Origin of the sequence: Pseudarthrobacter sp. BIM B-2242, assembly GCF_014764445.1 — a bacterium.
In the GTDB taxonomy this organism is placed as follows: domain Bacteria; phylum Actinomycetota; class Actinomycetes; order Actinomycetales; family Micrococcaceae; genus Arthrobacter; species Arthrobacter luteus_A.
In genome coordinates, this window is sequence record NZ_CP061721.1 from 2,618,910 (window position 1) to 2,638,812 (window position 19,903).

The 19,903-nt window shown below is 65.8% G+C and carries 19 protein-coding genes; 3 read left to right on the forward strand and 16 right to left on the reverse strand.

Annotation, left to right across the window (positions count from 1 at the left end):
- Positions 1–24 precede the first annotated feature (24 nt).
- The 9 genes from IDT60_RS12045 to IDT60_RS12085 all read right to left on the reverse strand — a co-directional run bounded on the left by IDT60_RS12045 (position 25) and on the right by IDT60_RS12085 (position 9,735).
- On the reverse strand, positions 25–1,809 hold the full coding sequence (locus IDT60_RS12045) for a DEAD/DEAH box helicase (protein ID WP_164199062.1): 1,785 nt from the start codon (positions 1,807–1,809) through the stop codon (positions 25–27).
- Positions 1,809–2,150, reverse strand: a complete 342-nt coding sequence (locus IDT60_RS12050) for a DUF3039 domain-containing protein (protein WP_164199060.1) — start codon at positions 2,148–2,150, stop codon at positions 1,809–1,811. Before IDT60_RS12050 ends, IDT60_RS12045 begins: the two co-directional genes overlap by 1 nt.
- A gap of 122 nt (positions 2,151–2,272) precedes the next feature.
- Entirely contained in the window at positions 2,273–3,052 is a 780-nt protein-coding gene (nagB, locus tag IDT60_RS12055) for a glucosamine-6-phosphate deaminase (RefSeq protein WP_191079253.1), read from the reverse strand.
- A gap of 46 nt (positions 3,053–3,098) precedes the next feature.
- Positions 3,099–4,670 (reverse strand): transporter, encoded by a 1,572-nt coding sequence (locus tag IDT60_RS12060; protein WP_191079254.1) that lies wholly within the window; start codon positions 4,668–4,670, stop codon positions 3,099–3,101.
- Positions 4,652–5,446, reverse strand: a complete 795-nt coding sequence (locus tag IDT60_RS12065; RefSeq protein WP_191079255.1) for an ABC transporter ATP-binding protein — start codon at positions 5,444–5,446, stop codon at positions 4,652–4,654. The genes IDT60_RS12060 and IDT60_RS12065 overlap by 19 nt, the downstream gene beginning before the upstream one ends.
- A 97-nt stretch (positions 5,447–5,543) precedes the next feature.
- The gene (locus IDT60_RS12070; RefSeq protein WP_191079256.1) at positions 5,544–5,855 is read right to left on the reverse strand and encodes a DUF3253 domain-containing protein; all 312 of its coding nucleotides are present in this window, start codon (positions 5,853–5,855) and stop codon (positions 5,544–5,546) included.
- A 5-nt stretch (positions 5,856–5,860) separates the two neighbouring features.
- Complete coding sequence (locus tag IDT60_RS12075; protein ID WP_191079257.1) at positions 5,861–6,958, reverse strand: NADH:flavin oxidoreductase/NADH oxidase; 1,098 nt, start codon at positions 6,956–6,958, stop codon at positions 5,861–5,863.
- A complete protein-coding gene (locus IDT60_RS12080) occupies positions 6,958–7,980 on the reverse strand; it encodes a tetratricopeptide repeat protein (RefSeq protein WP_191079258.1) in 1,023 nt (340 codons plus the stop codon). Before IDT60_RS12080 ends, IDT60_RS12075 begins: the two co-directional genes overlap by 1 nt.
- A gap of 57 nt (positions 7,981–8,037) precedes the next feature.
- Positions 8,038–9,735 (reverse strand): hypothetical protein, encoded by a 1,698-nt coding sequence (locus IDT60_RS12085; protein WP_223883706.1) that lies wholly within the window; start codon positions 9,733–9,735, stop codon positions 8,038–8,040.
- Between the two features lie 217 nt (positions 9,736–9,952).
- On the opposite strand from IDT60_RS12085, the gene IDT60_RS12090 reads away from it, so the two are divergent.
- The gene (locus IDT60_RS12090; protein ID WP_191079259.1) at positions 9,953–11,260 is read left to right on the forward strand and encodes an AI-2E family transporter; all 1,308 of its coding nucleotides are present in this window, start codon (positions 9,953–9,955) and stop codon (positions 11,258–11,260) included.
- A gap of 7 nt (positions 11,261–11,267) precedes the next feature.
- Here the strand turns inward: IDT60_RS12090 and IDT60_RS12095 are convergent, their stop codons facing one another.
- Positions 11,268–12,065 carry an alpha/beta hydrolase gene (locus tag IDT60_RS12095; RefSeq protein ID WP_191079260.1) on the reverse strand — a complete coding sequence of 266 codons (798 nt, stop codon included), beginning with the start codon at positions 12,063–12,065 and terminating at the stop codon, positions 11,268–11,270.
- Positions 12,066–12,139: 74 nt separating this feature from the next.
- Positions 12,140–12,508, reverse strand: coding sequence for an ATP/GTP-binding protein (locus tag IDT60_RS12100; RefSeq protein ID WP_191079261.1), 369 nt, complete (start codon positions 12,506–12,508; stop codon positions 12,140–12,142).
- A gap of 37 nt (positions 12,509–12,545) precedes the next feature.
- On the opposite strand from IDT60_RS12100, the gene nucS reads away from it, so the two are divergent.
- A complete protein-coding gene (gene nucS, locus IDT60_RS12105; RefSeq protein WP_164199042.1) occupies positions 12,546–13,241 on the forward strand; it encodes an endonuclease NucS in 696 nt (231 codons plus the stop codon).
- A 297-nt stretch (positions 13,242–13,538) separates the two neighbouring features.
- Positions 13,539–13,742: a cold-shock protein gene (locus IDT60_RS12110; protein ID WP_011692441.1), complete on the forward strand. Its 204-nt coding sequence runs from the start codon at positions 13,539–13,541 to the stop codon at positions 13,740–13,742.
- A gap of 112 nt (positions 13,743–13,854) precedes the next feature.
- On the opposite strand, the gene IDT60_RS12115 is transcribed toward IDT60_RS12110, so the two are convergent.
- From IDT60_RS12115 to atpD, 5 genes are read right to left on the reverse strand one after another with little or no spacing between them, the layout of a single operon-like run.
- Positions 13,855–16,383: a bifunctional lysylphosphatidylglycerol flippase/synthetase MprF gene (locus tag IDT60_RS12115; RefSeq protein ID WP_223883974.1), complete on the reverse strand. Its 2,529-nt coding sequence runs from the start codon at positions 16,381–16,383 to the stop codon at positions 13,855–13,857.
- The gene (locus tag IDT60_RS12120; RefSeq protein WP_191079262.1) at positions 16,380–17,687 is read right to left on the reverse strand and encodes an alpha/beta hydrolase family protein; all 1,308 of its coding nucleotides are present in this window, start codon (positions 17,685–17,687) and stop codon (positions 16,380–16,382) included. Before IDT60_RS12120 ends, IDT60_RS12115 begins: the two co-directional genes overlap by 4 nt.
- A gap of 4 nt (positions 17,688–17,691) precedes the next feature.
- Positions 17,692–18,123, reverse strand: coding sequence for a DUF2550 domain-containing protein (locus IDT60_RS12125; protein WP_191079263.1), 432 nt, complete (start codon positions 18,121–18,123; stop codon positions 17,692–17,694).
- Positions 18,124–18,133: 10 nt separating this feature from the next.
- Positions 18,134–18,418, reverse strand: coding sequence for a F0F1 ATP synthase subunit epsilon (locus IDT60_RS12130; RefSeq protein WP_164199036.1), 285 nt, complete (start codon positions 18,416–18,418; stop codon positions 18,134–18,136).
- A gap of 1 nt (position 18,419) precedes the next feature.
- Positions 18,420–19,874: a F0F1 ATP synthase subunit beta gene (gene atpD, locus IDT60_RS12135; RefSeq protein WP_164199034.1), complete on the reverse strand. Its 1,455-nt coding sequence runs from the start codon at positions 19,872–19,874 to the stop codon at positions 18,420–18,422.
- Positions 19,875–19,903: the final 29 nt, after the last annotated feature.

Sequence of the window (19,903 nt, forward strand, 5' to 3'; positions counted from 1 at the left end):
GTGCACTGGTGGATCAGGCCACCGCTATTTCCGCCCGATAAACCAGTCCTGCAGCTTCCGCAGCCTCGACTGCAGCTGCTCCTCGTTCGCCTGGGCCACAGGCGGTCCGCCGCAGACCGTCCGCAGCTTGGTGTGCACCACGCCGTGCGGGGTTCCGGTCCGCGCGGACCAGGCTGCCACATTCTTCGCGAGTTCGTTGCGAAGATCCATCAGCATCCGGTGGTCAGGAATGGCAGGCGCCGCCGGGGCCTGTTCAGCCGCCGGTGCGCGCCGGTTCTTCCGGTTGAGCTGATCGTGCTGGCGCTGCCGCAGCAGCGTGCCCACCTGCTCAGCGTCCAAAAGCCCCGGGATTCCCAGGAAGTCCAGCTCGTCTTCGGAGCCGACTTCACCCCCGGTACCGAACTCGCCGCCGTCGAACAGCACCCGGTCGAAGGACGCCTGCGAATCGAGGGCTTCGAACTTGCCCTTGGTCAGGCTGTCCGAGGCCTTGTCCTCCCGGTTGGCCTCGGCCATCAGGGAGTCCTCGGGATTAAAGAGGCCGTCGCTGTCTTCTTTTTCGGGACGGTCCAGCGCGTGGTCCCGTTCCAATTCCATGGAGTTCGCCAGTGCCATCAGCTGCGGCACGGACGGCAGGAAGACCGATGCCGTTTCACCGCGTTTCCGGGCACGCACAAAGCGGCCCACAGCCTGGGCGAAGAACAGCGGCGTGGAGGTGGACGTCGCATACACACCCACCGACAGGCGGGGAACGTCCACACCTTCAGACACCATCCGGACTGCCACCATCCACCGCTTCTCGCTCGCGGTGAATTCCTCGATCTTGCTGGAGGCCTTCGCATCATCGGAGAGGATGACGGTGGGTGATTCGCCGGTGATCCGCTTCAGCTGCCCGGCGTAGGCCCTGGCATCCTCGTGATCCGTGGCAATGACCAGCCCGCCGGCGTCCGGCACGGTCCGCCGTACCTCGCTGAGGCGTTTGTCCGCCCCGGCGAGGACGGCCGGAATCCATTCCCCGGCCGGGTTGAGCGCCGTCCGCCAGGCATGCGAGGTGATGTCCTTGGTAACCGCGGCTTCGCCGAGGGACGCTGCCATCTCCTCGCCGGCGCTGGTGCGCCAGCGCATCTGCCCCGAGTAGGCCATAAACATGACAGGGCGCACCACATGGTCGCGCAGTGCGTTCCCGTAGCCGTACGTGTAGTCCGCCTTGGACCGGCGGATACCGTCCCGGTCCTCCGCGTATTCCACAAACGGGATGGGCGAGGTGTCGGACCGGAACGGCGTACCGGTCAGGGACAGCCGCCGCGCCGCGGGGTCAAAGGCTTCACGCAGGCCGTCGCCCCAGGACAGGGCTTCGCCGCCGTGGTGGATTTCGTCCAGGATCACCAGCGTGCGGGCGGCTTCGGTCTTGGCACGGTGCAGCATGGGTTTGCTGGCAACCTGCGCGTACGTAACGGCCACGCCCACAAAACCACGGCCGTGCTGGCCGTCCGCGTTCTTGAAGTTGGGGTCGATGGCGATGCCCACCTTGGCGGCAGCATCAGCCCACTGCCGCTTCAGGTGGTCCGTGGGCGCCACGATGGTGACGCGGTTGACCGCCCCGGACTCAATGAGCATGGAGGCCACGCGCAGGGCGAAAGTGGTTTTACCGGCACCGGGCGTTGCTACGGCAAGAAAGTCCCGCGGGCCGGTCCTGAAGTAGAGGTCGAGGGCTTCCTGCTGCCAGGCACGGAGTTTTTGGGCGGTTCCCCAGGCTGCGCGTTCCGGGTAGGCCGGTGGCAGGGTGGGGCCGCCAAAGAGCGTCTCCGTCACTATTTGTTGTTGCCTGAGTCCCCTCCGGGACCCTTGCCGCCGTCGTTGCTTGGGCGGAGGCCGTCATAAACCTCTTTGCACATGGGGCAGACCGGGAACTTCTGCGGATCCCGGCCCGGCGTCCACACTTTGCCGCACAGGGCGATGACGGGATCGCCCGTCAATGCGGACTCCATGATTTTTTCCTTGCGCACATAGTGCGAGAAGCGTTCCCGGTCACCGGGCTCCACTTCCTGGCGCAGCTCTTCGCGCTCAATGGTGGCCGTGGACGTTCCAGCCCCGGAAAGCTCGCGCATCGGGTCGTTTTCGAGAGGGTCCGTCATGCTAGTCATGGCATCCATCTTAGCGTCCCGGGGCGGGGGACGTTCGACGCCGGCGGGGCCGTTTTGCTCCCACGGTACCCGCCGCCGTCGGCCGTTCCCTGTAAATCCGGCAGTTGGCGGCCGCACCACTGTGGCACGTGTTACAGCCCCTGCCAGGATGGTTTGTGGTCATGGGTGTGCCGGTAGAAGTCAGCGAGCTTCAGCGACGAGGCCGCAGCCTCATCCACCAGGATGGTGGCGTGCGGGTGGAACTGCAGGACCGAGGCCGGACAAATCGCCGCGACCGGGCCTTCCACGAAGTCGCGGACTGCCGGTGCCTTTTGTGCGCCCGTGGCTATGAGCAGCACATGCCGGGCCTCGAGGATGGTGCCCAGCCCCTGGGTCACCACGTGGTGGGGCACCTCGGCAAGACTGGCGAAAAACCTTGCGTTGTCGCGGCGGGTCTGTTCAATGAGAGTTTTGATGCGGGTCCTGGAGGCCAGCGACGAGCCCGGCTCGTTGAAGCCGATATGGCCGTCCGTTCCCACGCCCAGGATCTGAAGGTCAACGCCGCCAACCGTCCGCATCCTGTCCTCGTAAGCCCGGCATTCTGCCTGGATATCCGCTGCGGACCCGTCAGGGGTGTGGACGTTTTCAGGGCGGATGTTCACCCGGCTGCTGAACTCGCGCCTGATGACCTCCCGGTACGACTGCGGGTGGCCGGGCGCCAGGCCAACATATTCATCCAGGGCAAAGGCATGGGCGGCACTGAAGTCCAGCCCGCGCTCGTGCCGTGCTGCCAGTTCGTCATAGACAGGCAGCGGCGAGGATCCCGTTGCCAGCCCCAGGACAGCGTCGGGCTTGCGCAGGATCAGGGCTTCGACGGCGTCGGCCGCCAGCTTGCCGATCTGCCTGCTGCCCGGGAGGATAACAACTTCCACTGGTCCGCTGCCTTTCTGGAGTGCTGGTTTCTATTGTCCTGCCGGGTCAGCGGTTGACGGTCAGCTGGGCAAGCAGCTCGGGTCCGCGGGCGTCAAGCCACTTTCCGCCCAGGCGGATGCCGGCACCGAACAGGGCCAGCCCCAGTACCAGGCCAACTGCCAGGTTTGCCCATCCGAAGACGGGATTCCCGGTGACCGTCTGCGCAATGAACAGTGCCACTTCGGGCAGGACCAGCAGGGTCAGGATGCCCATACCGGCAAACTGGACCGCAAGGGTCTGCCCTACATTCCCCGGGGGTTTCTTGAACGGGCTGTCGCCGGGCAACGGAACGGCCACCGTGTAGCGGGCGGACACCACAGAGGACAGGCCCAGCCCGGTGAACAGGATGCCCAGGCTCAGTCCCAGCTGGCCGGGCAGGGCCTCCCAACCGCCGGTGAAGAAGTACTGGCCCACGGCGAAGATCAGGACCACGGGCAGTCCGAGGGCCAGGCATGCCAGCGCCCGACCCAGCCGGTCGTCAACGCCGCGGACTCCCGAGGCCACGTGCAGCGCGAATGCCGTGTTGTCATAGGAGACGTCCGCGGAGATGGACCATGCCAGCAGGAAGGCAGCCAGCGGTGCCGCGACAGCCAGCATGCCGAAATCACCGGACTGGCTGCCCTGGAAGACCAAGAGGAAAGGCAGCAGCGGCACCACAACGAGCGACCCGGAATAGCGCGGATCGCGGAGCCAGTAGGTCAGCGACCGCGCCGTGACAGCACCGGCGGGGGTGGCCGGCAGGACGCCGAACAAGCCCAGCTTGCCGCCCTTGCGGCTGCCGCTGCCTGAGTAAGGCGGGTTGACCAGGGCCCGTTCAAGGAGCAGTTTCCAGCACCATGCCAGGACTGCGAGTGTTGCGGCGGCGACCAGAAGTTTCAGTGCTGCCGCTCCGGGACGCCCGGCAGCCAGGTCACCGCCGAGGGACCAGGTGGCACCCAGGGGCGTCCAGGACACGGTTGCCGCCAGCTTCGGCAGGAAACCGGCCGAGGCAGAAATGCCTTGCCACACGCCGGCCACTATCGGTCCCATCAGGACCAGCGGGATCATAAATGCGATGGCGCTGACGTCCTTGAACCGCCGTGACGATGCCAGGCTGGCGGTGGCTGTGGTGACCACCTTGGACAGGACAATGCATGTCAGGACGCCGACGGCGGCACCCACCAGGGCGCCGGCCGCGGGAAGGGGTCCCCGGGCCCAGGTCCACACGGTGGCAAGCGCCGCGAGCGCGGTGGCCAGGCCGGGGATGCCGATCAGCCCGCCGAGGGCAAGCCCTGTGAGGAGTTGGCGCATGGGTATGGCGAAGGTTGTAAAACGGGCGGGGTCCAGAGTCAGGTCCGTGGCGGACGCGACCACCGGAATGAGGCCCCAGCCCAGGAGGGCCGCAGAACCTCCCAGCACCACCGCAGTGTGGGCCAGCTCCGGATCCGCGGTGCGCAGCAGGACCAGGGCAACCACCAGCGCGCCGACGATGCCCAGGGCATACAGCCCGCCCAAAGCCAGGCCCACCAGCTGCCACGGGCTCCGGCGCAGGCCGTTGCGAAGAAGGACCAGCTTCAGCCTTAGAAGGTGCGCAACCATTCCAGGCCTTCCGTGTGATTCCGTCCGCCTACGAGCTGGACGAACTTTTCCTCCAGGGAAGCACCGGCGCGGACTTCATCCACGGTCCCGGCAGCAAGCAGCCTGCCGCCCGCCACCACGGCCACGTGGTCGCACATCCGCTGGACCAGGTCCATCACGTGACTGGAAACGATCACGGTGCCGCCGGAGGACACATAGCTGTCCAGAATGGACCGGATGTTGGCCGCGGAGATGGGGTCAACGGCTTCGAAGGGTTCATCGAGGACCAGCAGCCGCGGAGCATGGATCAGCGCCGAGGCCAGGGCGATCTTTTTGGTCATGCCGGCCGAATAGTCGACCACCAGCTTTCCGGCGTCCTGCGACAGGTCAAGGGCTGAGAGCAACTCCGCTACGCGGGATGCCACCACGTCCTTGTCCATGCCGCGCAGCAGGCCGGCGTAGGTAACCAGTTGCTCGCCCGTGAGCCGGTCAAAGAGCCTGACTCCGTCCGGGAGGATGCCCATCAGCTTCTTCGCCTCCAGCGGCCTGGCCCAGACGTCCACACCGTGCACAACGGCTGTGCCGAAGTCCGGCCGCAGCAGGCCGGTGGCCATCGACAGGGTGGTGGTCTTGCCGGCGCCATTGGGCCCAACGATGCCGTAGAACGAACCTGCCGGGACATCCAGGCTGAGTCCGTCGACCGCGATTTTTTCGCCAAACCGCTTTGCGAGGCCGCGGATGGACAGGGCTGGGACGGGGGCGGCGGGTGGCACCGGCCCGGGTTGCGGAGCAGTCATAACGCCAGCCTAGTCCTGCCCCTCCGCCGGCGGGGTCCTCCCGCAGGAGTAGGGCCAAAGGCTTACCCGCCCTGTCAGCGCGCCGGGCCGAATGTTCCTACTGCACCTTACGGATGCGGATGGGCCCCTTGGCCGTGGAGGGGTCAATCACCGAACCACCCTGGGTGATCTGGACCTCGCCCGCATCAACGAGCCGCCTCGCGGCCCTCCGGGCGGGCTCCATCAGATCACGCCATGTCTCCCCGCCGACAGCACGAGCGGCATCCGAAGGGCAGATGGTGGACGTTGCGGCCCTGGCTGCCAGGAGTTCCAGGATGGTCGTTCCCAACTGCTTGTCGATCTTGCCGGGAGCCTTTCCGCCGTGATTGTCACCAGGGGTCTGCGCCACGTCGTGCCGTCGGTGGACCATGGCCGTCAGAACGAATGCCGCGGTACGGCACGTTCATACTGGGGCGCCCACGTGATGTCGTGGCCCAGTTCGAACGCCGCCCGCAGCCACCAGTGCGGATCCCGGAGCGCGGCACGGGCAATAAACACGCCGTCGGCCTGGGCAGTGGCAACGGCGTGTTCCGCCTGTCCTGCAGAGGTCAGCAGGCCCACGGTTCCCGTCGGCACACCGGTTTCGCGGCGGATCCGCGCAGAGAAGCCGGTCTGGTAGCCGGGACCGGGCTTGATGTCCTGATGGGCCACGGCGCCCCCGCTGGAGACGTCAATGAGGTCCACGCCGTGTTCCCGGGCCTCCCTGGCAAGACGAACCGAAGCCGCAATGTCGATCCCGTTCTCCGCCCAGTCGGTGGCTGAAATCCGTAGGAGCAGCGGCATACCCTCAGGGATGGCGTTGCGGACGGCATCAACCACGGCCAGCATAAGCCGGTTCCGCCCCGCCTCATCCCCGCCCCAGGAGTCGGCGCGGGTGTTGATCAACGGGCTCTGGAACTGGTGCAGCAGGTATCCGTGCGCACCGTGGATTTCCACGGTGTCGAATCCTGCGTCGACTGCCCGCACCGCGGCGGCGGCAAAGTCGGCGATGACGTCCTGGATCTGTTCCCCCGACATTGCGGCCGGTTCGGCGTAGCCATCGAACGCCGACGCGGAAGGGCCCACGGTGGTCCAGCCGCCGTCGGAGCCGGGCACGGTCCCGCGCTGCCCGGAGAACGGCCAGTACGTGGACGCTTTGCGGCCCGCGTGTGCCAGCTGGACGCCGATCTTCGCGTTCGCGGCACCGTGCCGGTGCACAAAGGACGTGATGCGTGCCCAGGCCTCGGCCTGGTCGTCGTTGTAGAGCCCGGCGTCCCGCGGACTGATCCGGCCGGCCGCATTCACGGCAGCGGCCTCGGTGAGGATCAGGGCTGCGCCCCCGGCGGCGAAGGAACCCAGGTGCATCAGGTGCCAGTCGTTCGGGACCCCCGGGGCGGCGTCGGGATCGCAGCTGTACTGACACATCGGCGATACCCAGCCGCGGTGCGTCAGCTCAAGCGAACGGAGCGTCAGCGGCTGGAACAGCGCCGACATTAAAACAGGACCCTGGCCAAAGCCTGCCGGGCCTTCGCCACGCGGTCGTCGTGCGTGCCCACAACGTCAAAGAGTTCCAGGAGCCGTACCCGGGCCGTCTCCCGCTCCGGACCGAAGTTCCGTCCGATGAAGCTGACCACACGGTTCAGGGCGTCCTCCACATGTCCGCCCGCCACGTCCAGGTCTGCCACACCCAACTGGGCGTCAAGGTTATCGGGTTCGTTGGCGGCGAGCGTGCGCAGCGCTTCGGATTCCTGCGCAGACAGCGGCTGGAGCCGGGCCATGAGCTCCACCTGCGCCAGGCCGGCCTTAGCCTCGGTATCCGCGGGCATTTCCAGCAGCGCCTGGCGGTAAGCCACAGCAGCTGCCTCGTAATCCCCCGCTTCGATGGCGTCGAAGGCCGCCTGGTGCAGGGGCGGAAGGGGCGCAGGTTCCGTGTCCTGCGGGGCGGCGCCGCCGAGGCTGCCCGTAACGCCGTTCGCAGCGGCTACTTTCAGCAGTTCATCCAGCAGGGGGCGGATCTGGGCTTCATCTGCGCCGCCTTGGAAGAGCGGGACCGGCTGGCCCTTGACCACGGCCACCGCCGTAGGTACGGCCTGCACCTGGAAGGCCTGGGCCAGCTGCGGGAAGGCATCGATGTCCGCGGCGCCCAGCACCAGGCGGCCGCCGAAGCTGTTGATCACCCGTTCCAGTGAGTCCACCATCGCGGCGGATTCCGGCGAATAGGCGGCCCATAGCGCGAATACCACCGGGACCTGGGCCGAAAGCTCCACAAGCTCCTGGAAGTTTCCTTCGGTGACGTTGACCCGCAGCGGTGCGGTGCCGGCGTCGGCCTCTCCGGCGGCGGCTGTTCCGTTGGGAGCAGCCCCGTTGGCGGCACCGGGGCCGGCAGGAGCCGGCGGGTTGCCGGCGGCCCCCGGGGGCGCCTGGCGCTGTTTGAGGGATGAAAGGTCGACGGCGCCACGCAGGTTAAGCAGGCTGGCAGCGGCTGGAGGGACTGGGCGGGAAGCTGGCGAACTCATGCTTTCCACTCTAGCCACTCCGGCCGCTGCCAGGAGTACTGAATAACGCTTCCGGGGCTACTTGAAGCTTGCCCCCACCAGGCCGCGGGTTGCCGCGACCAGCTTTATGGGGTCCGTGGATCCGGTCGGCGGCACGTAAACGGCCATCGATTCGGCAAAGTTCAGCACCATGCCTGTGGTGGATTCCTTACCGCCGGCGAGCGCTGCGGCGTCGTCTCCGATGGTGAGCTTGTCGCCGGAAGCCTTGGGCGTGCCGTCAAACCCGAAGTTGATCCGGCCCATCACCAGCGCTCCGCCGTCGGCCGTGCGGAATACCACGGTGCTTTCCGGCACCACGTTGTGGGTGAAGGAGAAGTTGCCGTTGGCACCGGAGGCCACCACCTCAGCCTGGTAGGACAGGGTGTCAGAGATGTACGGCGAGGATGCGCCTTCGACGATTTTGTCCTTGAAACTGGACTCTGGGTTGGTCAGGCGGTCGGCCAGGCCGGCGAGGGCTTCTTCGCCGCTGTACAGCAGGCCCTCTTTGTTGCTGGCGGCCAGTGTCTGGGTTCCGTCCCGGTCGATGGCGGGGAAGGTGGTTCCGGGCTGCAGCGGGGTGGTTTCGGTCAGCTTGTAGTTCTCCCGCGCGGAAGGCTGGACCAGGGTGAGCAGCTGCGGCACCACGTTGCCGTCACCCTGCGTCACGGCCAGGACCGAGCGGGGCCAGCTGCGGTCGCTGGTGACCACTGTGGTGAGGAGCTTCGTGGAACGGACGGGCATCCGGGCTTCGTACGTCCCCACCTGGGAACGGATCTTGTAGTTCTGCGTGCGGACCTCAAGTTCGGTCCCGCCCACGCGGTCGGCGAGTTTGGCAGCATCCTTGGCGGCGTCGCCGGCGTCCGTTGCGCTGGAGACCTGCTCAAGGACCCGGCGGAACTGGGCGTCCAGGAGGACCGGCGATGACGCCTCGGCCGGGGCGGCGGCCGATTCCGTGGGCGGAGCCGGCGCGGGGGTCGTGGCAGCGTTCGCCGGGGCGCCGGACACCGCCACCACGGCGGCGGTCACAGCGGCCGTGACAATGCCGCCCGAGGCCATGCCAAGACGGGAGGATGACTTGGCGTCAGCCTTCAGCCTGGCACGCTTTGCGAAGAGGCTCCCCTCGCCATCGCCTTCACCGTTGCGTTTGCGTGCGGAGAGCAGCGCCAGGGCAATGCCTGCGAGGATCAGCAGCCCGCCGATGACCATCAGGGGAACGGCCCACGGCGTGGAGGTGTCGTTCGGGAACGTCATGGAGACTGACGACGGTGCCGGCGCGGTGCCGTCGGCTGCCAGCAGCAGCGACCATTCGCCGTCGGCGGGAGGCGTCCACGCGTACTCCAGCTCACCGCTGGCAGTTTCGGTGGAAACCCAGAGGTCCGATCCGGAAGGATTCGGTGCGGTGGCCTCGCCATCGGCGCGCTCCACCACAAGGGCTTCCTTGTCCTCCGAAACGCCGGTGACGGTGTTATGGGCGGTCTGGCCTACCCAGGCCTCCACGTCATCGGGACGGCCTACGGCAAGCAGGAAATTCCCGTCGCCCTCAACATTGATCTTCACCGTTCCGCCTTGCGCTGTACGCAGGGACTGGTCGATGACGGTCAGTGGCGCCGCGGCAGCATCTGTAGGAGCCGAGGCCGTGAAGGTGGCGGACGGAGCCCAGATGGTCTTCTGGCCGATACCGGCAAAAAGTGTCAGGAGGCCGAGCAGCACGAGTGCGACTGCAGTCTTGAAACGCAAAGGAAACACCTATCATCAGCGGGGGTTTGCTTTCAATGGTAACGGTTTTGTTACTAAAACCCCCGTTGGCGGGTTGCAGGACAGCACCGGAGGCAACACTTCGAGGCCTCTGCCGGCCGCCCTCGCTGCTGATGACAAGGCTGCTGATAGTGTTTGCGATGATCATCACACCCGCCCGCAAATGCGGCGCCACGCACGGAACAGGCTCCAGAATCCAGTGACTGACAAGACGGAAGAATCCTCCGCAGGACACGAAAATCACTCGGCCCCTGGCATTGCCCCATCCCTGTCCGCCGAGCCCGCGCCGGCCAAGCGCCGGGGCGCCGCCGCAACGGTTCTGGCCAAGGTTGTTAAGCGCCTGCGCCAGCCGCTGCCGGGTGCCCAGCCCCGGCTGCGTTTTGAATTTCCGCCGGAGTACAACCACGTAGAAGAGACGCCGGCCGACGACGGCGAGACGGATGCACAGTTCGGCCGTCCCGGCCCGCAGATGTCCAGGCAGCACCCCCTTTATATGGGGTTCATGGGAACCGTGGGTGTGGGGCTGGCCTTGCTGGTCTACTGGATCGGCTCCAACACCACGCAACTGCTGCTGTGGATTGTTGCCGCCCTCTTTATTGCCCTGGGCCTGGAACCCGTAGTGGGCTGGCTGGAGAACCGGAAAATCCCCCGCCCGGTAGGCATCCTGGTCTCCGTGACGGTCCTGATCAGTGCTGTGGCCGGGTTCTTTGCCACACTCATCCCCACCATCGTCGGACAGGTCACCGAGATCGTGGAGCAGGCGCCCACCTGGGTGCGGGACTTCATCGACTCGGAGTTCTTCCGGACCGTTGATGACCAGTTCGGCGTGCGGGACCGGATCAACGAGGAACTCGATAAATTCGTCAACAACCCCGAGGCCATGGGCGGGATTTTCGGCGGCGTGGTGGGTTTTGGTTCCACCCTGGCCAACGGACTCTTTGGCGCCCTGATTGTCCTGGTGCTGAGCCTGTACTTCCTGGCGGCCCTGCCGGCCATGAAAAAGTGGGGTTACCGGCTGGCGCCCCGCTCACGCCGCCGCCGCGTGGAAGCGCTGTCCGAGGAGATCACCCGGTCCGTGGGCAACTACGTCATCGGTCAGGCGTGCGTTGCCCTGTTGAATGCCACCTTCGCGTTTATTTTGATGTCCATTGTGGGCGTCCCCTTCGCCCTCCTGCTTGCCTTCGTGGTGGCCCTGCTGGCGTTCATTCCGCTGGTGGGCGGCATGATTGCGGGCATCGTGGTGCTCCTTGTCTCACTGACGGAGGGCTGGCAGACCGCGGCCATCTACGGGATCTGCTACTTCGCCTACCTGCAGTTCGAGGCGTACTTCGTCTCGCCCCGCATCATGCAGAAAGCCGTGGCCGTGCCCGGCGCCGTCGCGGTCATCTCCGTCATTGCCGGCGGCAGCCTGCTTGGTGTGCTGGGCGCCCTGATTGCCATCCCCACCGCGGCCGCCATCCTGCTGCTGGTCAAAGAGATCTACATCGTGCGGCAGGACAAGCACTAACCAACCATCAGGCCGCTGACGCCACGGGGCCGTTCCATTCCGTCGGCAGGCCGTTGGGACCCGAACCTGCCTCGGTCACCTCATCCACGATCTCGTTGAGCGCCCGCGAAGCGTACTTCTCGCCCACCCAAAGGTGCTTGGCGCCGTCGACCCCCACTACCCGCGCCTGCGGCACCAGGCTGAAGCGTTCGGCCGCAGCGGCGGGCTGGAGGTAGTCATCGTGCTCCGGCACCAGGACCGTCAGCGGCTTTCCCGCCTCCGCCCAAATCCGCAGGTGCGCATCGGTGGCCCGGTGAAGCGGGGGTGAGAGCAGCACTGCACCCTCAATCTGGCCCGCCACCGGCTCCGCCGCCCCGTACATCAGCGCAAGCTCGGTGCCGAAGGACCATCCCACCAGCCAGCGGTTGGGCAGTTGGCGTTCGACGGCGAAACGCACGGCCGCCTCGACGTCCAGGCGTTCACCGATTCCCTCTTCAAACGCGCCCGCGCTGGTTCCCCGCGGCGATGCGGTTCCCCGGGTGTTGAAGCGGAGCACGGCCACCCCTGCCAGGGCGGGGAGCCGGTAGGACGCCTTCCGGTAGACATGGGAGTCCATAAACCCGCCGTGGGTCGGGAGGGGATGCAAGGTGATCAGCGTCGCGGTAACGGGACCGGATTCCGGCACGGCCAGCTCACCGACCAGCCTGTGGCCGTCCTCCGTGTGGAGCTCGATATTTTCCCGCTTCGCCGGCAGGACCGTGGACGCGCGGATGGGTGACGGGCCCGAGGGCTGGCTGAATTTGTACGACGCCGGATCAAAAGTCATGCCTGCCAGCTTAGCGACTCCGCGCCGCCCCTGCCCTGCCCCGCAGCAGGTCGCTGCCCGGGTGGCGCGTGCCCTCAGCGGTAGCGGTATGTCCGGGACAGCCAGCAGTTGGTGTGCCAGTGACGGCGCTCGGCGAGACCGGCGGCGGCACCAAAGAGGTGGTCGTCCTTCCACACCACCAAATGGGCCACCCCGGGAACAACTGCCGTGGAGCAGCCTGGGCAGATGTAGGTCTTTTCCGCGTTCCTGGCGGTCATCGTCCTGACCATCCACTCGCCGTCGGGAGCGCTTTCGCGCCGCGCAATTCCTGCCCGGGCACGCTCCAGATCCAGCTCCGGAACCTCGCCGTTCCCCTTCTTGCCCGATACTTTGCCGGCCAGGCTCCCCTTGGCAGCGGGACCCTTCCCGGAGGCAGGGCGGCGGGGACGGTTGGAACGCGGCATGCCTCCATTCTGCCCTAGCCCCGGTAGTGTGTACGGCGTGCGACTTGTCATAGCCCGATGTTCAGTTGATTATGTTGGCCGGCTCAAAGCCCATCTCCCCCTTGCTACCAGGCTCCTGCTGGTCAAGGCCGATGGCTCCGTGCTGGTCCATTCAGACGGCGGTTCGTACAAGCCGCTGAACTGGATGAGCCCGCCGGCAACCCTGCGTGTCTCGTCGCCGGAGGATGTTGACCTTGAGCTGGGCGTCACCGAACAGTGGACCGTCCAGTCCGCCAAAACCGATGACCGCCTCATCATCAATATCCATGAGCACATCCATGAGTCGTCCCACGACCTGGGAGTTGACCCCGGCCTGATCAAGGACGGCGTGGAAGCGGATCTGCAGCGTCTGCTTGCTGACCAGATTGAAACCCTCGGCAGCGGCTTTTCGCTGATCCGCCGTGAGTACTTCACCGCCATCGGGCCCGTGGACATCCTTGCCCGGGACGCCAACGGCGCAACCGTGGCCATCGAACTGAAGCGGCGCGGCGATATCGACGGCGTGGAGCAGCTGACCCGCTACCTGGAGCTGCTGAACCGCGACCCGCTGCTGGCTCCGGTCCGCGGAATCTTCGCCGCCCAGCAAATCAAACCCCAGGCCAAGGTGCTGGCCAACGACCGCGGCATCGACTGCGTCACACTGGACTACGACGCCATGCGGGGCGTCGACGACACCGAATCGCGGCTGTTCTGAGCCACTGGCTCTCCCCTGGCCTGCGCCGGCTGCGGTGAATAGTGCCCTGACAAGGGGATTCATGCCGTTTTGCCCAAAATTTCCCGGCCTGACCGTTGACCTGACGCGGACGGCATGAAATTCTTAGAACAGTCTTTGTGTAGGTGTTTTTTCATGCTCGCAAGACAAGTTGCGAGCGCGAAGCTCCTGCACCGCCGGTCCCCTTTGGGACCGCAGTTTAGGATTCTTCTCGCGGAGTGACCGAGTCCGGCACGAGGTGTGCCGGGCTTAGACAAGTTCCATAATGAGGAGAAATAAATGGCACAGGGAACCGTCAAGTGGTTCAACGCTGAAAAGGGCTTCGGCTTCATCACCCCGGATGACTCCGATGGCGATGTCTTCGTTCACTACTCCGAGATCCAGACCGGTGGTTTCAAGACCCTCGACGAGAACCAGCGCGTTCAGTTCGAAATCGGTCAGGGCGCCAAGGGCCCCCAGGCTACCGGCGTAACGCTGGTCTAGTAACCCGCCCGGAGGCCGCCTCGTCGCGGCTTCCGGCAAGAAGATCCCCGGCACCCGTGCCGGGGATTTTTTTGTTTGTGTCGACTCGCTTTCCAGGTCATCCCTGTCCAGCTCAGCCCACCAGGCTGCGCACCAGCCGGGCACCTTGCCGGAGCGAGAGGCCTGGCAAGTAGGCCAGGGTGAGCGCCCGTCCTATGGCAGGCAACTGCAGGGGGTCCTGGTAGTAGAGGTACAGCGTCCGGTATTCAGGCTGAAACCGTGATTTGAAGGCTGCCAGCGACCGGAACCCGTAAACAGGTTCCAGTGCATGGCCCACAACGTCCAGGATGCGGACCAGGTTCTCGGCCGGCAGCTGGCCGTCATCAGGCCGGGACGCCAACGGTGACCCGGACAGCGAGATGACCTCCACCGATTCCCGCAGCTCCACCACGGCGGCCGCAATCAGGAACTCCATGACCCCGGGGAATCCCTCGGCTCCCCGGCGCATCACGTCCAGTGTGCGGCTGACCAGCTTCCCGCCGTCGTAAACGGGCAACCAGCTCGTTATGCCATGGACGTTGGCGTCGGCGTCCACGGCGAGGCAGCAGAGCACCTCGTCGTCCATCAGTTCATCGATGCCGCCCAGGGTGAACCCCATCTCGGGCACGGTTTTGGCGGCGGCCCATTCCTCCGACACCTCGCTGAGCCGGGCCCGCAGTGCCGGCGGAAGTCCGTTGTACGTCCCCCACACGGCGGTGACGCCCATCTTGGCGGCCCGGTTGCGCGCCGTGCGTACGTTCTGCCATTCTTTGCCCTTGAAATCCAGTTCCCGGACTGACAGCCGGGTCTCCTGCGCAACGGGCACCCGCTGAAATCCCCGGCCGCTCAGCAGCGGCCACAGTGCGCCATCGCACGAGTAGAAGGCCGGGATCAGCGCCCGCGCGCTGCAGTACTCGATGAACCCCTCAGCAGTCCGTTCGCGGGCGTGAGCCGGGCCGAAGGGACCCGCGAGAGTCAGGGCCACGCTTCCGTGCAGCTGGTACGCCACGGCAGCATGGCCATCCGGCGTGAACCAGTAGCGGTTGGGCTCCCAGAGCGCCATCCAGGACAGCGAGTCGCCGCCCTCATGGAGCAGTTTCCGGGCAGCAGTCCTGTCATCGTGCCCTGAGTCGCTGCCGTGGTGGCGGCCCACCAGGACCGACCAGACGCCTGCCAGCGCCACCAGCCAGAACACCGGGCCCGAATAGCCGAAAATCAGTGCCTCGAGGCTGTTACGTTCGGCGAAAACGCGGTGATAGAGGTTGGGAAGCGGCACAGGCAGGTATTGCCTGGACAACTCGGCCAGCAAACCCAGCGGGCCGCCGTCGCGCATCAGTCCTCCGGCGGCCAGCCACGCGGCTGTATAGCCGCCGGCAAGGACCAGCCAGACGCCGACCACCACTGCCGCCAGTTTGCGCCGGGCAGCCGGGACGGTCTCCACCCGGAACTGCCGCCGGTTGGCCCACAGCAGCACGGCCAGCAGGAGGGGCACCGTCACGAGGGGCAGGATGTGGGCGAATCCCGAACCCATCGCGGCCGGCTGCGGGCGGGAAGGATAGTGCGGGATGAGGGCAAACAGGGCAAGGTACACGGCGGCCAGGGCCGTGATCACCAGCTGGATGACCAACGTGATCCGAAGGGCCATCCGCCGTCCCCGGCGCATGCCGTCGGCACAGATCAGCAGCAGCACCACCGGGACAACTGCCAGGGCCAGCCCAAAAGGGCCGGCAAAGCCTGTCCTCCCCACCTCCAGGCATGAGGCCTCTACCGTGGATCCGCAATTCGCCTCCAGCTGGCCCAGTGTTGGCACCGGATTCAGCAGGATGTCCCGCAGCAGCGCCAGCGGACCGGTGGGTGTCCGGGTGATTGTGGTGAGGATGGGTCCAACGGCGAAAACCGCCACTGTCAGTGCGAGCAGGTTCCTCGTCTCGCGGCCGGTGGAACGTGGCGCATGGAGGTGGCCGAAGTCATTCTCGTCCCACCAGCTGACCCCCAGCCCGACCAGGGCACCAACCAACCCGATGACCGTTTCTGCATGCCCCACGTACAGGACCAACAACAGTGAAACGGACAGCACCGCCGTCCGCAGCCGGCGCCGCCACAGAACAGGCAGCCGGCCGCTCGCCGCCATTGAAACGGCCAGGACGGCTGCATAGGGCCCGATCAGGATGTTGTCCGCCATCAGGCCCAGCCAGCCGTCCCCGGCGTACCGTGCCAGCTGGGTGAGGAGCAGGAACACGGTGACGGCGGCAAACTGGCCTCCCAGCAGGAGGGCTGCAGCATGAAGCGTGCCTAGTTTCTTCTCCGCCAGTCCCACCAGCACAAGGATCATCACGGAAGCCACCAGATAGGCCGGCGGATTTGTGGCAAAAAACAGGGACGTCACCAGGGACCACCAGTGGCCCGCCCGCAAGCCGGGGCCGCTGACGCCGGCAACCGGCAGGAGCTCCACCGGCGGGCCGTCCAGGAAACTGTCAGTCAGCGCCCCCGCCGCCAGGAAAAGCCCCAGGAAGCAAAGCGTCATGGGCACGGACCGGAGATGCCCGGCGAGCCGCTGAACAGCCGGGTACCCCACGGTGGACCAGAACAGCGCCGGCGGACGTGCATCGGGGGCCGGCTTCAACGTTCCCACCCCCAGTGGGTGGCCAGGAGCTCCAGCCCGTTGTCCATACCGGGGGTCAGCATGTCCCAGGAATGGCCGGTGTGTTCTACGACGTCCGCTTGAACCGTGAACCCGGCGCCGCGGGCTGCGGCTTCCAGGGCCTTGAGGTTGGCAACAAATTCGGGGTCGGTGGCCCCCGCCGCAAAGTAGGCCACCTTGCCGGGGTATTGGCGTTCCTTCATCAGCGTCAGGGGCACCTGGGCATCAAAGGCGCCGGTGTCGCCATGGAACGCCGCATCGATGGTCTTCTGCCGTTCCTTGGCGAGGGCCGGCTCGCTCTCGCTGGCAAAGGCAAGGAAGCCGGTAAACCGCTCAGGATGCCGGGTCACCTGTTGGACGGCGCACGTTGCTCCAAAGCTGAAGCCCCCCACCGCCCACTGCCGGGGGTCCGCATCCACGTCGAGGGTGTTCATGATCCAGGCGGGAACGTCCTGGGAGAGGTACGTGTCCGCTTTGGCCAGGTCACTGTCCATGCAGAGGGTGTTGGCAGACTGGCTGCCGTTGGGATCCACCACCACCACAACGGGCGCCACTCCCCCGTGCCGGTCGGCGAAACTCTCCATCCGTGGCACCAGCGATCCGCCGGTCAGCCAGTCAGCGGGGCCCCCCGGCTGGCCGGGCACCAACACCAGGACCGGCAGTGCGGGTCGGTCCGGCGCAAAGTATGCCGGCGGAAGGTAAACGTAGGAGGCGCGGGTATGCAGGCCGGACACGGTGCCCGGTATCGAGGCGGTACGCAGCACACCATCGTCGGGAAGTTCTGTGCCGGGTGACCAGCCTGCGAGCGGCCGGGCGTCACTGCCGGGCTGGCGCATCAGCTCCTGCTCAAGGGCAGGGATGCGGTTCAGGGCGGTTCCCGTCAGGTCTGCCACCGTGCGGTTGAGGCCAAAGTAGGCGTTCACCTGAACGCTGCACAGCAAGACGACACCCAGAAGCGCCCCGGTGTCCAGGGCGCGGCGCGGCCATGAACCCGTTGGGATCCGGAGCAGCATCAGCATGAGTGCGGCCACTGCGGCGAAGACCCACGCCAGGACAGTGAACGGGAGGTCATCGGGGAAGACCGGAGTGATATAGATCAGGATCCAGTGCACCAGAAGAACCAGGCCGGCAGCGGCAACGAGTGCGGCGGCCGCGCTGAGGAGCCAGCGGCGGAGGCCAAGCGGACGCGGGCGCCAGATCAGGTACGCCGTAGCGGCCGCGCCGAGAACCCAGGCGGTCCAGTACAGCGGGCCGTCCGTCAACCGGATATCTGCAATCCAGTCCACGAGGCTAGCGCCAGGTGCCCACGCCGATGACCGGCCCGGCTTCCAGCCAGGAGGACAACCCTGTGTAGGCATCGAACTTCATGGCCAGCCGAAGATCACGTCCTTCGTACCGCAGCTCCACGATCACAACGTCGGGCTGGACCTTGACTGCCTCGGCTTCAGTGGGCTTGCGCCGGCCAAGGAGCTCCAGCGAGCTGCGCTTGAACTTATGCTTGGGACGCAGGCTCAGGGACGCCAGGCGGAACCATTCGAGGTCGTTGTCCTGATAACGACAAACCCCCATCTGCCAGCTGTTTCCAGCCATGCAAATGGAGGCGTCCACCGTGCCGAGGGCGCGCCGCAGATTGAAGCGGCGCACCCCCACAAGGCACAGTGCAAAGATGAGCAATCCAAAACTGATTGCCAGGGCGATGAACGGGAGTGTCTGGACGTCCATCAGGGTGATGCTAGCGGATCCCAGCAGTAGCCGCGTCGCCCAGTTGGGCGTTGTCAGCAACAATCACCACGCGGTTGTTGTCGACGGAGAAGAACCCGCCGTCAACAACCACGGCAATACGGTCACCGGAAACCGGCTGGATAGCCAGTTCACCTTCGGCCAGGATCGCCAGCAGGGGCGCGTGGCCGGGCAGGATTCCGATTTCACCATCGCTGGTGCGGGCCTTGACCATCTTGGCCGCTCCGGACCAGATAAACCGGTCCGCTGCGACAATCTCAACCTCAAGCTCAGCCATATTACTTGGTCTGTTCCTGGATCTTGGCCCACTGGCGCTCAACGTCATCCAGGCCGCCGACGTTGAAGAACGCCTGCTCTGCAATGTGGTCGAGGTCGCCGTCGCAGATAGCGGTGAAGCCTTCAACGGTGTCCTTGATGGAAACCGTGGAGCCTTCCACGCCGGTGAACTGCTTGGCGGTGTAGGTGTTCTGGGAGAGGAACTGCTGGATGCGGCGTGCACGCGACACGACGATCTTGTCCTCTTCAGAGAGCTCGTCAACGCCGAGGATGGCGATGATGTCCTGGAGTTCCTTGTTCTTCTGCAGGATCTGCTTCACACGGACAGCCGTGTTGTAGTGGTCCTGACCGATGTACTGCGGGTCCAGGATGCGCGAGGTCGACGTCAGCGGGTCAACGGCCGGGTACAGACCACGGGATGCGATTTCACGGGAAAGTTCCGTGGTCGCGTCGAGGTGTGCGAAGGTCGTGGCCGGAGCCGGGTCGGTGTAGTCATCTGCGGGAACGTAGATGGCCTGCATCGAGGTGATGGAGTGGCCCTTGGTGGACGTGATGCGCTCCTGGAGGAGGCCCATTTCGTCAGCCAGGTTGGGCTGGTAGCCCACAGCCGAAGGCATGCGGCCGAGGAGGGTGGAAACCTCGGAGCCTGCCTGGGTGAAGCGGAAGATGTTGTCGATGAACAACAGCACGTCCTGGTTCTGCACATCGCGGAAGTACTCCGCCATGGTCAGTGCGGACAGTGCAACGCGCAGGCGCGTTCCCGGCGGCTCATCCATCTGGCCGAACACAAGGGCAGTGTCCTTCAGGACGCCTGCCTCTTCCATTTCAACCCAGAGGTCGTTACCTTCACGGGTACGCTCGCCAACACCGGCGAATACCGAAGTACCACCGAAGTTACGTGCCACACGGGTGATCATTTCCTGGATCAGAACCGTCTTACCCACGCCGGCGCCGCCGAACAGGCCGATCTTTCCACCCTTGATGTACGGGGTGAGAAGGTCGATAACCTTGATGCCGGTTTCCAGCATCTCGGTGGAACCTTCGAGGGTTGCGAAGGCGGGAGCCTTGCGGTGGATCGGCCAGTAGTCCGAAGCCTGGATTTCCGACTCGTCAACGTCCAGCGGCTTGCCGAGGACGTTGAAGATGTGGCCCTTGACGCCGTCGCCCACAGGCACGGTGATCGGGGAGCCGCTGTCCACTACGTTGGTGCCGCGGACGAGTCCGTCGGTGGCCTGCAGGGAGATGGCGCGGATGAGGTTATCGCCCAGGTGGAGGGCAACCTCGAACGTGATGGTCCTGGTCTCACCGTTGAGGGTAATCTCCGTGGTGAGGGCGTTGTAAATCGAGGGGATTGCGTCAGCCGGGAATTCGACGTCGACAACCGGGCCAATAACACGTGCAATACGGCCGGTGGCACCGGACGTTGCGGCTACGTGTTCGGTAGCAGTGGCAGTCATCTCTCTCACTTCACTCAGTAGATGGCGTG